The sequence below is a fragment of the Psychroserpens sp. genome, from assembly GCF_045105015.1.
GTDB lineage: Bacteria > Bacteroidota > Bacteroidia > Flavobacteriales > Flavobacteriaceae > Psychroserpens.
The window spans coordinates 16,161-32,418 of the sequence record NZ_JBGCCX010000053.1 but is presented as its reverse complement, the minus strand read 5'-3'; the positions used below and the strand labels follow the sequence as shown (position 1 = coordinate 32,418).

The following is a 16,258-nucleotide window of genomic DNA, read 5'->3' as shown; positions in this document are numbered from 1 at the left end:
AAAATTATTAATCTAAATACCCTTTATAATTAGAGTTAGAATTGAGTATTTCTTTGCCTTTTTGAATTTCAGGATTTGTGGCTTTATAATATGTGTAGAGACCTTCTCTATAGAAATAACGTTTAACAATCTCGTCTGATAATAACGCTAATAATTCTGATTTATTAGCATCTATAGCTTGTGTTTTGTAGTTATTTAGCGTATTTAATAAATCATTATAATCCGTATCAATTGCGGTGCCTATTTTTTCTTCTTTAGCCACTAAAAATGCTTCTGCAAAAGCTTTTTCTGCTTTAGTTTCAAAATTAAAATTATTAGTTCTTAAGAAATTTTTAAAACCATTAAACTCAGTATCTGTTAATTCAAACTTAGTAACATCATCAGGTTTCGGATGGTTGTAATAGTAGTCTGTTGCGTACTTAAAAATTAAGTTTTCAGCTAATATAGCATTTGTAATAGGACTTCGTTTGGTCGCTTCTAATTCTAAATCTGGTTGAATTCCTCCACCATCATAAACCGTTCTTCCTTTTTTTGTTTTAAAGGCATTATAGTTTTCTCTTTTTACACGAGTTGCTTTTCCATTTTCATCACGATTCCAATAATCTAAGGCTTGAATACATCTTCCAGAAGGTGTGTAGTAACGAGAAATAGTCACCTTTATTTGGGTACCATATATTAATGGTTTCGGGCGTTGAACTAAACCTTTTCCAAAGCTCCTTGCTCCAATGACCACAGCACGATCTAAATCTTGAAGTGCACCAGAAACGATTTCACTAGCAGAAGCACTACTTCCGTCAATAAGGACCACTAAAGGAATTTCAGTATCAACAGGCTCTTTTTGAGTATAATATGTTTTATTGTATTTTTTTACTTTAGACTTGGTTGTGACAACCAACTGATCTTTTGGAACAAAAATATTAGTAATGTTTACAGCTTCTGTTAATAAACCACCAGGATTTCCTCTAAGATCTAGAATAAGTTGTTTTGCTCCTTGGTTTTTTAAAGCCCTTACAGCGCTTTTGGTTTCCGAAGACGCTTTTCTAGTAAACTTTCGAAGCACAATATAACCTGTCTCGTCATCAATCATAGAATAATGTGGTACTGCATGAATATCAACTGCTTCGCGTTTAATGGTTGCGGTTGCAGTTTTTCCTTGACGTATATAGGTTACAGAAACTTCAGAACCAGCAGCACCTTGAAGTAAATTTCCAGCATCATCTTTAAAATCTGCAACAATTACATTGTCCACTTTAATAATTTCATCACCAGCTTTAAGTCCGGCTTTATCGGCTGCATAATCTTTGTAAGGCTCAACGATTACTAATTTATCTTTAAGTGTTAATACATTCGCTCCAATTCCAGTATAATCACCTGAATTATTAATTCTTGAAGCTTCAACATCTTGTTCATTATAGTAATTTGTGTATGGATCTAAGTCGGCTAGCATACTTTTGATTGCTGTGTCCATCAAATCTCCAGGATTAGTATCATCAACATAATTCATGTTGAGTTCTTTAAACACGGTCGTAAAGATTTCAATCTGTTTTGCAATTTCAAAAAAATCGCTTTTAAAGGCAGTTCCTCCAAAAAATATAGCAATCGCAAATAACGGAATTAGAAGTCGTTTATGTAATCGTCTTTTCATCAGTTTCATCATTTAGTTTTGGGACACTTTTTTTGAGAAAGCATCTAAAAGTAGTTTCATTTTCGTTTCAACGGAATCAAAATCTGTTCCATCTTTACTAATGTACAAAATCATTAACGCATAAGACCCAGAAATGTTGTTAAAATATGTACTTTTGTTTAACCTGTAAGCTTCTCTAAGCAAGCGTTTAATGCGATTTCGATCTACTGCATTTTTAAAACTTCGTTTACTTACAGATACACCTGTTTTAAATTGAATATCATCATTAGAAGTTATTTTTAAATACACCATTCGAAGTGGAAAAGCAGTGACAGATTTGCCTTCAGAAAATAGTTGTTCTATCAATTTCTGACTCTTTAGTTTTTCTTTTTTTGGAAATTTAAACGACATCTAGTCTTATTGAATTTTTCGTTCTAGGTTCATAATTTTTCCTTCCAATTCGTTTAATTTATCATAAATAGTAATAGGCTTCGGGATTTGTTTTGAAGCATACATTATCACTTGCCAGACCTCCATAATATCTTCAAAAGAAATCCTGTAATCTGGAAAATTACCATCTTTATTATCACTTTTTAAAATGAGTTGTTCTTGGTTTTCAGAAGCTTTAATCACGCGTTTTAAAACCACTCCATCATCTTTACTTACAATGACATATACTTCATTAATTTTAATATCTGAAACGCTTTCTATATATTTTCCGTAGACGAAATCACTATCAAAAAAAGTCTGTACCATAGAGTTTCCTTGAACCTCAAAACAACGAAATGTTCCGTTTGTTAATTGAGGCATTTTAAATGACGGAAGCGATTTTATAAATTCAGAATCTCCATAACCATTTAGATAACCTGCTCTTGCTTTTGTAGATACCAATACCACATTTTCTTCTCCTTCTGTTGTTGTTGAAATTACTTGAGGTATTCCAGAATATGTTGGAACAGTTTTAATTTCAGAAGTTAACATGACATCACTTTTTCCGAAGAGATAGTCTGGATTGATATCAAATACATCTATGATAGCTAAAAGCACATCGTAACCAGGTTTGGTTTTTTTTCGAGAACCATCCATTTGCGGACGACCATTAACGATACTATCTATAGTTGTTCCTGTAACTCCAATACGTTTTGAAAACGCATAGTTATTAAGGCGAAAGCGATCGATAATTGCTGTTATTTTTTCATCTATATGAAGCATCACAAAAAGAGTTGAATCTTATATTTTATATGGAAATGCCAAGATACTAAAAGCACTTTAAAACCAAACATTTGTTAGAATGTTTATAATTTAAAATAGTTTTATTTCTTGGTTGATAAAAAATTATTTTCACTGTTTACATCTGCCATTAAACCAGATGAATCAATTTGTACAGATTGAATCTTTTTAGAGGTTTCAAAACGATAGGTTGGATATGCCCAAGCCCAATCTTTAAGAAGGGTAGCAGAGCTTAGTTTTTCACCACGCATTTGACGTAATGGAATATTGAAATCTTCAGTAGTTCCATCTTTATAAGTAACAGTCAAATCTAAAGGCATTGGCATTTCTCCAATTCGTTCTAATGTTACCGTTTTCTTTTCAATGTTTTTTACTGCATAATCAATTGTATTAGTGGTTTGCGTAAAATCAACTAAATACCAATCGAGTTCTAAGTCTGAAATTTTTTCTGCTGTACGAATGATGTCTAAAGGCTTTGGGTGTTTAAATGCAAAATCACTAAAATATTTTTTAATTGTTTTATTTAAATTTTGCTCACCAATCACATAACCTAATTGAGCTAAAAACACACAGCCTTTATGATAAGATGCTGTGCTATATGTTTTGTTTAATTTATATTTATCAGCATAATTAGTTTGAGCTTGTTCTAGACCAGAATTAGCAAGTTCTATATAACGTTTATACGATTTCTCCCAAGGATTTAGTTTATTCTCATTGTAAAACTTATCCATGGATTTGTATTCAATATATGTCGCAAAACCTTCATCCATCCATTCGTGTTTAGCTTCATTTGATGCTAATAAAAACTGAAACCAGATATGTGCCATTTCGTGAGACAAAGTAGTTCTAAACATACTTTCAAGCTTTTTTTCACCTTTCATAAATGTACACATTGCATATTCCATACCTCCATCACCTCCTTGTATTATAGAGTATTGCTTATAAGGATATGTACCAATTACATCACTAAAATAAGTCATTAGTTTTGCTGTTTTAGGTTGCATTTGTTTCCAGTTTTCTATTTGTTCTGGAGTCATCGTATTCTTATAAAAGAAATGTAGCATTGGTCCATTTTCAACTTTTAAGGTATCGTGATTATAATCTGGATCTGCGGCCCAAGAAAAATCATGAACTTCTGGAGCTATAAAATGCCAAGTCAATTTATCTCCTTGAGTTGAAATTGTTTTTTGAGCATAACCATGACCAATTTCATTTGGGTTTTGTAGATATCCAGTACCCCCAATAACATAATCTTTATCGATGGTAATTTTGACGTCATAATTTCCCCAAACCCCATAAAATTCCCGTCCTATATAAGGGTAAGCGTGCCAACCTTCGTCATCGTATTCTGCAAGTTTTGGATACCATTGCGACATAGATAAAGCAACACCTTCTTTATTATTTCTTCCAGAGCGACGAATTTGAACAGGCACTTGTCCGTTAAAAACCATATGAAATTTCACTTGCTCTCCGGGTTGAATAGGTTGGCTTAATTGTACCTCTAAGACAGTTCCTTCAACGGTATAATTTAGTTTTTCCTCATTTTGAAGTAGCGAAATGACCTTAATGTAGCCAATTTCATTTGGCTTTAATTTTGCAATCCTGCTTTCGTAAATAGGATCTTCTCTTGTGCCAATATTTTCTATAATTCGTCTGCTAGGATCTGGAATATTTTGCGATCTGATGTCCATTTCACTTCCTGGTTGGAATGCATTAAAGTATAAATGATAAAAGACTTTATTTAGAACATCTGGTGAGTTATTAGTGTATGATATGGTTTGTGTTCCTTTAAATTGATAGGTGTTTACATCCACATCAATTTCCATTTCATAATTTGCTTGCTGTTGCCAATAGCTATCAGTTTTGTACACCATTTTTGATGATTGAGCAACGCTTTTAGATGAAAAAAGAAAAAGTATGATGGATATTAAAACAGAAAACTTCATTAGTAGGATTTTAATCATATAATTATTGATTTGTCAATTGAGACGCCATAATTAAAGCATTGTATGCGTTGACAATTTTTCCAGATTTTGAAATGTCTGTTAGATTCTCAATTTCTCTAGACTCACCAACGACTACTTTTGTGTTTATCGGCAACCCAGAATCCATGATAATTTGTTTCACTTGTGATGCTGTTAGATTTGGATATTGAGAACGAATTAGAGCTGCAACACCACTTACATTAGGAGCAGACATTGATGTTCCGTTTTGTCTTTTGTATTCATTTTCAGGTATTGAAGAATAGATTTCAGAGCCAGGAGCAAATACATCTACATTATTTTTTCCGAAGTTAGAATAGTCTGCAACCATTCCAGAACCATATCTTGGCGTAAGCGCACCAACTGATATGAAATTATTAGCTACTTCGGGTCCATTTCCTTCTGCATCGTTAGGATAATTTATATGAATATCAATATTGTGTGCATCATTTCCTGAGCCATGAACAATAAGTACATCTTTAGTAGCAGCATACTTAATTGCATCTCTGACCCAATCACTATTGGATGAAAATGATTTTCCGAAACTCATGTTTATTATTTTAGCACCATTGTCGGCAGCATATCGAATAGCCAAAGCAACATCTTTATCACGCTCGTCTCCGTTTGGTGTAGAGCGAATCGCCATTAACCTTGCATTATTTGCGACACCTTTTACGCCTTTATTGTTGTTGCGCTCTGCCAAAATAATACCACTTACATGTGTACCATGGCTTTCAGTTTTAGTGGTTGGTCTTGGATTATTGTTACCATATCCTACATCTGATAAGTCGCTAGGATTATCATTAACTTTTCTACCATTAAAATTTTTATTTAGGTGGTAATTTAATCTTGTATTAATAGTTACCAAATCACCTTCAACTGCTTTTTTAAAAGCGTCTACAGTTTCGTAATCTAATCCTAATATATATCCAATCAAGGCTGCAGAATCTTGTAGCGTTTTATCCTCAGTTTTAATTGCTAAAACTTCTTTTTGACTGTATTCTTTCTTTTTTAAATGCTTAGAAATAGTATTGTCTGCATTAATAACATCCTGTAATAGTTGAGAAGATCGTGTTTTTAGCTGTGTGAATTTTTGACGTTGAGTATTGTAAGTTTCTTCGGCTTCCGCATATCTAGGATTATTTTTATCACCAGAAGCTAATAGCCTTACGTATTCAAGTTGTTCATAATAAGTATCGCCAATAAAATTCCAACCATGAATATCATCTATATAGCCATTATTATCATCGTCTTTTCCATTATTTGGAATTTCGTCAGTATTAACCCATAATACATCATCTAAATCTTCATGATCTATATCGGTAGCCGAGTCAATGACTGCAACGATAACTGTTTTTCCTTTTTTTGTTTTAATAATTTCTGAATATGCTTTTTCAACACTCATCCCTGGTATGGTGTCTCTTACTAAATCTAAATGAGACCATGTATTTAATTCATTTTCTGTTAAAATAGATTCTTTTAAAGGAGAACTGTCTATGTTTTCAACAGGAGTAGAGATAATAGCGGTTGAACTACCACAAGTAAATAGGAGTATTGAAACACAAAATATAACAGAGAAGATTTTTATAGAATTATTCATTTTAATTAAAAATTGCGTTTGTGGTATATACATCTTTTAGCCTAACTCCTTTTTCGGTATGTTGAACCGTAATGATTTCATTATGGGCATCATGTTCTAAAAAGAGGTAATAATTATGGTCTGCCGCCATATTGAGAAACTTTTCTTTTTCATTCAACGTCAATAAGGGTCTGGTGTCGTAACCCATAACAAAAGGTAAGGGTAAATGACCAGCGGTTGGAAGTAAATCTGCCATAAAACAGATGGTGTTTCCCTTATATTGAATCATTGGTATCATTTGTTTTTCGGTATGACCATTTGCAAAAAAGATATCGAAACCCAATTCAGAGTTTTTCAATAAATCACTTTTTGGGAGTGAAGTGAACTTTAGTTGTCCACTTTCTTCAATTGGAATAATGTTCTCTTTTAAGAAAGATGCTTTCTCTCGATTATTTGGATGAGTAGCCCATTTCCAGTGATTTTCATTACTCCAGAATTTTGCATTTTTAAAAGCAGTTTCATAACCAGTTCGGTCTTTATTCCATTGAATGCTTCCGCCACAATGATCAAAATGTAGATGCGTCATGAATACATCTGTAATATCGTCACGATGAAATCCGTGAGTTCTAAGCGAATTATCAATAGTATCATTTCCCCAGAGATAGTAGTAGCCAAAAAACTTATCACTTTGTTTGCTTCCCATCCCAGTATCAACTAGAATTAACCGATCACCATCTTCAATTAACAAGCAACGTGCTGCGATATCAATCATATTATTAGCATCAGCAGGATTGGTTCTTGTCCATAGCGATTTTGGAACAACACCAAACATAGCGCCTCCATCAAGTTTAAAATTTCCAGCGTTTACAGGATATAATTTCATAATTGCAAATTAATAAATATGTGTTTGAACGCGATATGTTTTAGCAGTTTATTAAGATATCACTTGTTTTAATCGCTTACCAAAATCTAAAAGCGCTTTAATTTCTTTTGTACTAGTTAAGCGTTGTTTGATAAAAACACGGAATTTATTAGGTTTGCCTACTTATTCACTTTAACAGAAAATTAATTATACACGTGGTTAGGCATGGTTTTTTAATTTTGTATTTCATTTCTATATTCCTAATCTATTGTATCTATGATCGCGGCTAATTCTTTACAATAATCTATAAATGCTATCGTTTCATCTGTCCTCGCTAATTTGATTTTATCAAAAACAACTAGTGCCTCACCGTTACTTTCTAGATGATAAATTTGATGACTTTCGAAAAAGCTAATAATTTCATTTGTAAAAAATGATCTAATTTTGGTTTCATTATTTCCCATAATCAGAAATTTTTTGGAAAAATCTGGATACTTTTCAAAATCAATATCTTTATAGCCTGTATGGGACATCACTCGGTCAAAAATTTTTTCAAACACACCTTCTTTTTCCATTGTGAATACAGGTATTTTTTTATTCAATTTTAAGACCATTAAAGTCATGTTAAACGTCTCGGCTGTAAAAGCTGCGCCTTCACTAAACGTTACATCTGTGATTTCCCAAGGCATATCTAAACCTTTAAATGTTCCTTTGAGACAATTTGATTTACGCTCGATAGGCCTTATTTCAAAAAAGTTAAATTTCTTCAGATATATAGTGTTCCAATCAACTTGATTCGAGTATTGATAATCATTTTCATTGGCTAAATTTTGTAATCGAATTTGTCTGGATGATAATTTAACAACTTGATTATTTAAAGCAATTTTTAAAGCTCTATTGTAGGTAGATGACGAAACATGGGATTCCAGTCCTTTAATTATGACTTCACCTCCTGTGTTTTTTTGCATCTTTAGATAATCTACTATATAATCCATGTAAGTAATACCTACCAATCTAGTTTCAGATAAATCAATATTAACATTTACACCAGAAGGAATCTGTGCCACCATTTTATCGATTTTTAAGATGCCTAAAAAGTTGGCAATTCCTTTAATTTTTAAGTCGTAACTACCATCAGGTTTTTCAACTAAATTTGAACCTGAACGGTAAATCATTTTAAAAAATTGAGACACAGACACTTTTGCTAATAGCATATGACTAATCATGGCCAAGAATAAACCACCAATTAATCCAATTAATAAGTTAGTGTAAAGTGTTAAAACCATGGTGACTATAAAAAATATTAATTGCTCAATTCCTTGATTATAAATTTGTTTAAAGACTGCAGGTGAAGCTAATTTAAACCCAGTATATACCAACAAAATTGCAAAAGCACAAAGTGGCACTTGTCGCATTATTGGACTCAAAACTACAATGAAAATTAACAATAAAAGTCCTTGATACAAATTGGACCACTTTGTCTTAGCACCATTATGAATATTGACTGTACTTCGTATAATTACTGCAATAATAGGTAAACCTCCAATCATACCAGCGGCAATCGTACTCAATCCAATTCCCGTTAAGTCTTTATTCAAATCTGTCTTTCGTTTATAAGGGTCAATTTTGTCAACAGCTTTCGCGATGGCTAATGATTCAATACTTGTAATGATTAAAATGGATATAACGGTTGTCCAGAATTCAATGGTATTAATTTTACCAAAATTTGGATGCATTATTGAATCCATAATATTATCTGGAATATCCAATAGAAGATGAGGCCCTACCTCGTATGCTTTTCCAAAGAATGAAAGCGTATGTTGGTCAAAGAAATTGAATGCATAAACAAACGGAATAGAAAGCGCAATAACCCACATTGGTGTGGGTAAAATATGGAAAAACCGGCTACTAATTTTAGAATGAAACAATAATAAAAGCAGGCCTACTACAGCAATAATCACTACAAATGGGTTGGCTTGAGGTAAATGTAATATCGCATCAATAAGGTTTTGTATAATGCTGGGACTATCTGAATGCGTGCCTAAGGCGACATGGATTTGTTTTGCAAAGATAATAATTCCTATAGCTGCCAAAATACCATGAATCACAGAAGAATGGAATATATCCGCTAATCGACCTAATTTCAATAATCCTAATAGCACTTGAATTGCACCAGAAACAACCACTGCTGCCAATACATAATTAAAAGCTTGCCCCGAACCATCATCCATCAATGCAATACCTAAAAGTATAACCGCAATAACCCCTTTAGCAGGTCCGTTGACTGATATATGACCACCTCGATAAATAGTTGTTACAACACCACCAACAATTGCTGAAATAATACCCGACATAGCTGGCGCACCAGCTGCTAAAGCAATTCCTAATGAAAGAGGCAAAGCAATAAGTGAAACACTCACAGCTGCAATTAAATCACTTTGCCAATTTTCAATTAAACCCTTAAAACCTTTTTTTGGTATAATTTCCATTTATTTAACTATATGTGTTTAGATTTGAATAATAACACCAACCTCGAAGCTTCGTAAATATTTGTTTTTAGGTTTGGAGAAAATGCAGCTCCAACACCAATAGTATGAAAATTTATTTTTGTCAAGTGTTGTTTAAATCTATTTCGAGGGTAAGTTAGTATTTTTTTCACCCTTACTAAAGTATTAAATGTCTTAGTGCGTTTTTGTTGTTTTTTAAGTTCTTAAAATTGATTTATCTTTAGCTTTTAAAATTGTATTATATGATAGAGTTAGCTGGAATTATTATCTTAGGAATATTAGCACAATGGGTAGCCTGGAAGTTTAAAATACCAGCAATTCTTCCGTTGATTTTAATTGGCCTTTTAGTGGGTCCTATTGCAGCAGAGTTTTTATCTGAAGATGGTACGAAATGGATTGAGCCGATTTGGAATGATGAGAAAAAAATAGGCTTGTTTCCTGGAGACGGATTATATTATTTTGTGTCGTTAGCAATTAGTATTATCCTTTTTGAAGGAGGACTTACTCTTAAGCGTTCTGAAATAAAAAATGTAGGGCCAGTCATTTCAAAGCTCATTACCTTGGGTTCTGCTGTAACCTTTTTTGGTGCTGGAATTGTCGCACATTTTATTTTTAATTTAGGCTGGGATTTATCGTTCCTATTTGCAGGATTAATCATTGTTACTGGACCAACTGTAATTACACCTATTTTGAGGAATATTCCATTAAAAAAAGATGTTTCAGCAGTTTTAAAATGGGAAGGTATTTTAATTGATCCTATTGGAGCTTTAGTTGCAGTTTTAGTGTTTGAATTTATAAGCGTCGAAGGTGATAGTGGATTTACAAAAACTGCTTTGATGGAATTCGGGAAGATTATTCTCTTCGGAACCACATTTGGTTTCACATTTGCTCATGCCTTGGCGTTTGCAATCAATAAAAAACTTATTCCACATTACTTGTTAAACGTTGTATCCTTATCTACGGTTTTACTTGTGTTTGTAGAATCTGAGGTATTCGCTCATGAATCAGGTCTTTTAGCTGTTGTTGTTATGGGAATGGTGCTTGGAAATGGTAAACTTCAAAACCTTAAAGAACTTTTATATTTCAAAGAATCACTTAGTGTGTTATTGATTTCCATCCTTTTTATTTTGCTAGCTGCAAATATTAATATTGAAGATTTAGAACTTTTATATACATGGAAAACAGCTGCTCTTTTTGCTATTGTTGTTTTTGTTATTCGACCTTTAGCCGTTTTCTTAAGTACATCAGGGTCAAAATTAAAACTCAATGAAAAGCTATTTATAAGTTGGGTTGGTCCTCGTGGTATCGTTGCTGCTGGTATCGCATCATTATTTGGAAGCAAGCTTATTAAGAATGGAGTTGAAGGTGCTGAATATATTACGCCTTTGGTTTTTATGATTGTTCTGGGAACTGTATTATTAAATGCGACTACAGCACGTTTATTTGCAAAACTTATAGGTGTTTTTCTAACAAAGTCAGATGGTATTTTAATTGTTGGAGCATCAAAAGTGTCTCGTTTATTAGGTCACTATTTAGAGTCTAACGGAAGGCATGTGGTACTTATAGATAGCAATCAAAGTAATATAGATAAAGCTAAAGAACTAGGACTTGAAGCATTAAGCACTAATATTTACTCAGAAACATTGAGTGATAATATCGAGTTGAATGACGTCGGATATTTAATGGCAATGACGGGAAATTCTGATATTAATAAATATGCTATTAACAAATTTAGCAAACAGTTTGGCGAGAATGGCTCATTTAGATTGGTAACAACTGATGAAATGAATAATCCAGAAAACAATCCAAAGGAAGGGCTATTTTCACATACAGATGATTATAGTCGCTTAGCCGAAGTGACGCGTAAATTTCCATCTGTTCAAGAAATTGAAATCCATGACAAAAAACATTATGATAATTTAATTCAAATTACAAACAGCGACATGGATATGATTCCTTTGTTTCTGAAAGATAATGAGTCTGAACTTCATATTATTTCGTCATATAATACCAAAATTGATAATATAGGAGAAAACTTTAAATTAGTTTATCTAGGCAAACCTTTTGACATTGAAGAAGTAGAAATAGAACAATAAAAATTAATCATTCAATTTTAAAACAGCCATAAACGCTTGTTGAGGAATTTCTACATTTCCTACTTGACGCATACGTTTTTTACCCTTTTTCTGCTTTTCAAGAAGTTTACGTTTACGTGAAATATCACCACCATAACATTTTGCCGTCACATCTTTACGAAGTGCTTTAACAGTCTCGCGTGAAATTATTTTTGCTCCAATTGCAGCTTGAATTGGAATATCAAATTGCTGTCTAGGGATGAGTTCTTTAAGCTTTTCACACATTTTCTTACCAATATTATGTGCGTTATCTGCGTGAATCAAAGCCGAAAGTGCATCTACGGTTTGTGCGTTCAATAAAATATCTAATCGAACAAGTTTTGAGGTTTTCATTCCGATTGGCGAGTAATCAAAAGAAGCGTAACCTTTCGAAACTGTCTTTAAACGATCGTAAAAATCAAATACAATTTCTGCAAGTGGCATTTCAAAAGTTAATTCAACACGCTCTGGTGTTAAATAAGTTTGATTCATAATCATGCCTCGTTTCTCTATACAAAGTGACATAACATTACCTACAAAATCTGCTTTGGTAATTATGGTTGCTTTAATAAAAGGCTCCTCAACACGATTGACTGTTGTTGGTTCAGGTAAATCTGAAGGGTTATTTATAATAAATGCCTCATCAGGGTTTTTATTAGTGTAAGCGTGATAAGATACATTCGGAACCGTTGTGATAACAGTCATATCAAACTCACGTTCTAGACGCTCTTGTATGATTTCCATATGTAGCATTCCTAAGAAACCACAACGGAATCCAAAACCTAATGCGGCTGAACTTTCAGGCTGAAATACTAAAGACGCATCGTTAAGTTGAAGCTTTTCCATAGAGTTACGGAGTTCTTCATAATCTTCAGTGTCAACAGGATAAATACCGGCAAATACCATCGGTTTTACATCTTCGAAACCTTCAACAATATTGGTTGTTGGATTAGCAAAATCTGTAATTGTATCTCCAACCTTAACCTCTTTAGCGGTTTTAATTCCTGTTATTAAATAACCTACGTCACCAGCTTTTACACTTTTCTTTGCAACTTGATTCAATTTAAGTGTGCCAACCTCATCAGCAAAATATTCTTTACCTGTAGCAACAAATTTAATTTTTTGCCCTTTTTTAATTTCACCATTAAAAACTCTAAAATAGGTTTCAATTCCTCGAAATGTGTTGTAAACTGAATCAAAAATCAAGGCCTGTAATGGTGCTTCAGGATCACCTTTTGGTGCAGGAACACGTTCAATAATTGCTTGTAAAATATTGTCAACACCAAAACCAGTTTTTCCACTTGCGTGAATCACTTCTTCTGGATCACAACCCAATAGATCAACTATATCATCGGTAACTTCTTCTGGATTAGCACTAGGTAAATCTATTTTATTTAGCACAGGTATAATTTCTAAATCATTTTCTAAAGCGAGATATAAATTAGAAATGGTTTGCGCTTGGATGCTTTGAGCCGCATCTACAATTAACAAAGCACCTTCACAAGCTGCGATTGATCGCGATACTTCATAAGAGAAATCAACATGACCAGGAGTGTCTATTAAATTAAGCACGTATTCTTGACCTTCAAAAGTGTATTCCATTTGAATTGCATGCGATTTGATTGTAATACCACGTTCGCGTTCCAAATCCATACTGTCCAAAAGTTGGTCTTGCTTTTCACGAGCAGTTACGGCACCTGTATAATCAAGCAAACGATCTGCTAACGTACTTTTTCCGTGATCAATATGTGCAATAATGCAAAAGTTTCTAATGTGCTTCATAAATCAAATCTCCTTTAAAAGATGCTGCAAATATAATTGATTTATTACGCATAAAACGGGATAAATGTTTACAAAAACCCTAAGAAGTGTGGAAAATCCGTAAATAGGATTTAAAAACAAATGCTATATTGCATTTTAAAACCCTAATTAAATTGAAATCCCCTCGTATTTTTATGTTTTTTTTGCTGTGCTCTTTATTGAGTTATGGTCAGGATTTTTTTGTTTCTGGAACTATAATTGATACCGAAAATAATCCAATAGAATTTGCGAATGTAATTTTATTAAATGAAGATGAATCTGAGATTTTAAAAGGAACATCAACCAACGACACAGGTGTCTTTGTTTTAAATAATTTACAAGCTAGAACCTACGTCATAAAAGTGAGTTACATAGGGTATACAGAGTTCACACAAAAAATCGTATTAACAGGAACATTAGATTTACAAACTATTTTACTTGAAGAAGATTCTGAGCAATTAGACGAGATTAGTATTATAGCTAAAAAGCCAACTATTAAACGTGAAGCTGACCGATTGGTTTTTAATATTGAAAAAACTGCTTTAGTAGAAGGTAACATGCTCCAAGTATTAAAGAGTACACCAGGTGTTTTGGTTATTGGAGATGATATTACTGTTAAAAATTCTAATCCAACAATTTATATCAACAATAGAAAAGTTAATTTGTCATCTGAAGATTTAAATCAGTTGCTAACGGGTTCTTCCGCAAACGCTATAAAATCTGTTGAGGTGATTACAAATCCTTCAGCTAGATATGATGCTGAAAGTGGTGTAGTAATCAATATTGTGATGAGTAAAAATCTCGTTACGGGCTATAGAGGTAGTGTTTTTACCAATTATACTCAAGCTGTTTTTCCAAGATATACTGCAGGAACAAGTCATTTTTTTAAAAACGAAAATATTAGCTTAAACGTTAATTATAGTTACTCTAAAGACAAAATTAATCGAGATAATGATGATACCGTTAATTTCTTGAATACAGCCAACAATAATGTAATTGACCAAAGTTGGCACTCAATGATCAATAGAAACACATGGTCTGAAACGCACAACCTTAATACAAACTTTGATTACTTTATTGATGATAAAAGCACTCTTAGTCTCTCCTCTAATGTGTTGTATTTGCCATATTTTAAATATAGTATTGATAACAATACAGTCATTCGTGATGTAAATGGAGATTTCTCTTCTCGTTTTACAGCAGATAATCTATCACGTGACACAAAGCACAACCTTGCGTTTGATATAGATTTTACACACAATTTCAACAAAGGAAACTTAGCTGTAAACGGACATTACACAACTTATAATTACGATAGAGCTCAAGGCGTCAAGAGTGATTTTTTTGACATGAACGATACGTTTACAAATGCAACAGCTTTTAATACGAATAATAATCAAGACACTAATATTTTTGCTGGAAAAATTGATTATAGTTTGCCATTAAATGATTCGTCAAATTTTGAAACAGGAATTAAATTTTCTAGCACGAACACTGAAAGCGATATCACACAGTTTGACGCAGATGTTAATACCGGAAATGAAACGATTGATGCACAAAATTCTGATGCATTTAATTATGATGAACAAATTTATGCTGCTTATGCTAATTACGATTTAAGCAGTGAAAAATGGAGTTTAAATGTTGGTCTACGAATGGAACAAACTAATATTGAAGGACGATCTCCATTAACAAATATTGAAAACACACAAGACTATTTAGAGTGGTTCCCTAACGCAAGTTTGCAGCACAATATATCAGACGACTATAATGTGTATTCAAATTATAAACGCAGTATTGGAAGACCGAGCTACGCGTCTTTAAATCCATTTCGTTTTTTCTTGAATGATAATTATGTAGTATCTGGAAACCCGTTTTTAATACCAACTTTTACAGACCATTTTGTTGTTGGAGCTAATATTACAGATTATTTCACCTTTGAAGCATATTACAAAAATTACGATGGTGCTATTTCTGAAATTCCAAGACAAGATAATAACACCAATGTCATTGAATATATTTCTGTTAATTTTGATAAAACAGTTGAATTTGGTTTTGACTTCATCACTAATTTTGATGTCACAGACCGTTGGTCTATTTATGCAGTAACATCTTTTTATAATTTTGAAGAAGAAACTAATTTCGGACAAGGTTTTGTGAAACAAGATCAATGGTCTAATTATTCTGAATTACAAAACGATTTTACACTATTAAAAGACAATAGCTTGAATATAAGTTTTGCGCTGACTTGGGTTGGTAAAAATTTACAAGGCTTTCAAATTGTTGAAGATCGATTGTTTTCAGATTTAGCAATATCAAAAACAGTTTTTAATAAAAAAGGAGTGGTTTCGCTTTCTGTTAGTGATTTGTTTAACATGCAAGACATTGATTCTAACGTTAGATACCAAAATCAATTCAGTACACAGTCAGTAGATATCGATAATCGTTATGTGAGACTAGGTTTCCGTTATAAATTCGGAAATACTAAACTAAACAGTAATGCTCGCGCTATAGATTCTGAAGAACGTGATCGTTTAGAAAAGAAAGAGAAATAAAACAC

At 32.7% G+C, this 16,258-nt stretch carries 10 protein-coding genes; 2 read left to right on the top strand and 8 right to left on the bottom strand.

The window, feature by feature from the left end; all coding sequences use genetic code 11:
* Positions 1-7: 7 nt before the first annotated feature.
* The 7 genes from AB8B90_RS04330 to AB8B90_RS04300 all read right to left on the bottom strand — a co-directional run bounded on the left by AB8B90_RS04330 (position 8) and on the right by AB8B90_RS04300 (position 9,766).
* Positions 8-1,645, bottom strand: coding sequence for a S41 family peptidase (locus AB8B90_RS04330; RefSeq protein ID WP_405334013.1), 1,638 nt, complete (start codon positions 1,643-1,645; stop codon positions 8-10).
* A 12-nt stretch (positions 1,646-1,657) separates the two neighbouring features.
* Complete coding sequence (gene rnpA / locus AB8B90_RS04325) at positions 1,658-2,035, bottom strand: ribonuclease P protein component (protein WP_405334011.1); 378 nt, start codon at positions 2,033-2,035, stop codon at positions 1,658-1,660.
* 6 nt (positions 2,036-2,041) lie between these two features.
* Complete coding sequence (locus AB8B90_RS04320; protein ID WP_405334009.1) at positions 2,042-2,836, bottom strand: XRE family transcriptional regulator; 795 nt, start codon at positions 2,834-2,836, stop codon at positions 2,042-2,044.
* Between the two features lie 101 nt (positions 2,837-2,937).
* Positions 2,938-4,818, bottom strand: coding sequence for a M1 family metallopeptidase (locus tag AB8B90_RS04315; RefSeq protein WP_405334006.1), 1,881 nt, complete (start codon positions 4,816-4,818; stop codon positions 2,938-2,940).
* A 4-nt stretch (positions 4,819-4,822) separates the two neighbouring features.
* Complete coding sequence (locus tag AB8B90_RS04310; protein ID WP_405334004.1) at positions 4,823-6,436, bottom strand: S8 family peptidase; 1,614 nt, start codon at positions 6,434-6,436, stop codon at positions 4,823-4,825.
* Position 6,437: 1 nt separating this feature from the next.
* Complete coding sequence (locus tag AB8B90_RS04305; protein WP_405334002.1) at positions 6,438-7,298, bottom strand: MBL fold metallo-hydrolase; 861 nt, start codon at positions 7,296-7,298, stop codon at positions 6,438-6,440.
* Positions 7,299-7,537: 239 nt separating this feature from the next.
* On the bottom strand, positions 7,538-9,766 hold the full coding sequence (locus tag AB8B90_RS04300; RefSeq protein ID WP_405333999.1) for a SulP family inorganic anion transporter: 2,229 nt from the start codon (positions 9,764-9,766) through the stop codon (positions 7,538-7,540).
* A 260-nt stretch (positions 9,767-10,026) separates the two neighbouring features.
* On the opposite strand from AB8B90_RS04300, the gene AB8B90_RS04295 reads away from it, so the two are divergent.
* On the top strand, positions 10,027-11,880 hold the full coding sequence (locus AB8B90_RS04295) for a cation:proton antiporter (RefSeq protein WP_405333997.1): 1,854 nt from the start codon (positions 10,027-10,029) through the stop codon (positions 11,878-11,880).
* A gap of 3 nt (positions 11,881-11,883) precedes the next feature.
* Here the strand turns inward: AB8B90_RS04295 and lepA are convergent, their stop codons facing one another.
* A complete protein-coding gene (gene lepA / locus AB8B90_RS04290; protein ID WP_405333995.1) occupies positions 11,884-13,680 on the bottom strand; it encodes a translation elongation factor 4 in 1,797 nt (598 codons plus the stop codon).
* Positions 13,681-13,832: 152 nt separating this feature from the next.
* Between lepA and AB8B90_RS04285 the strand changes: the two genes are divergently transcribed.
* Positions 13,833-16,253 carry a TonB-dependent receptor domain-containing protein gene (locus AB8B90_RS04285; RefSeq protein ID WP_405333993.1) on the top strand — a complete coding sequence of 807 codons (2,421 nt, stop codon included), beginning with the start codon at positions 13,833-13,835 and terminating at the stop codon, positions 16,251-16,253.
* Positions 16,254-16,258: the final 5 nt, after the last annotated feature.

Coding starts and splice junctions, on each gene's coding strand:
- lepA (WP_405333995.1), bottom strand. CDS start 13,680: ATGAAGCACATTAGAAACTTTTGCATTATTGCACATATTGATCACGGA.
- AB8B90_RS04330 (WP_405334013.1), bottom strand. CDS start 1,645: ATGAAAAGACGATTACATAAACGACTTCTAATTCCGTTATTTGCGATT.
- AB8B90_RS04315 (WP_405334006.1), bottom strand. CDS start 4,818: ATGATTAAAATCCTACTAATGAAGTTTTCTGTTTTAATATCCATCATA.
- AB8B90_RS04320 (WP_405334009.1), bottom strand. CDS start 2,836: ATGCTTCATATAGATGAAAAAATAACAGCAATTATCGATCGCTTTCGC.
- rnpA (WP_405334011.1), bottom strand. CDS start 2,035: ATGTCGTTTAAATTTCCAAAAAAAGAAAAACTAAAGAGTCAGAAATTG.
- AB8B90_RS04295 (WP_405333997.1), top strand. CDS start 10,027: ATGATAGAGTTAGCTGGAATTATTATCTTAGGAATATTAGCACAATGG.
- AB8B90_RS04305 (WP_405334002.1), bottom strand. CDS start 7,298: ATGAAATTATATCCTGTAAACGCTGGAAATTTTAAACTTGATGGAGGC.
- AB8B90_RS04300 (WP_405333999.1), bottom strand. CDS start 9,766: ATGGAAATTATACCAAAAAAAGGTTTTAAGGGTTTAATTGAAAATTGG.
- AB8B90_RS04310 (WP_405334004.1), bottom strand. CDS start 6,436: ATGAATAATTCTATAAAAATCTTCTCTGTTATATTTTGTGTTTCAATA.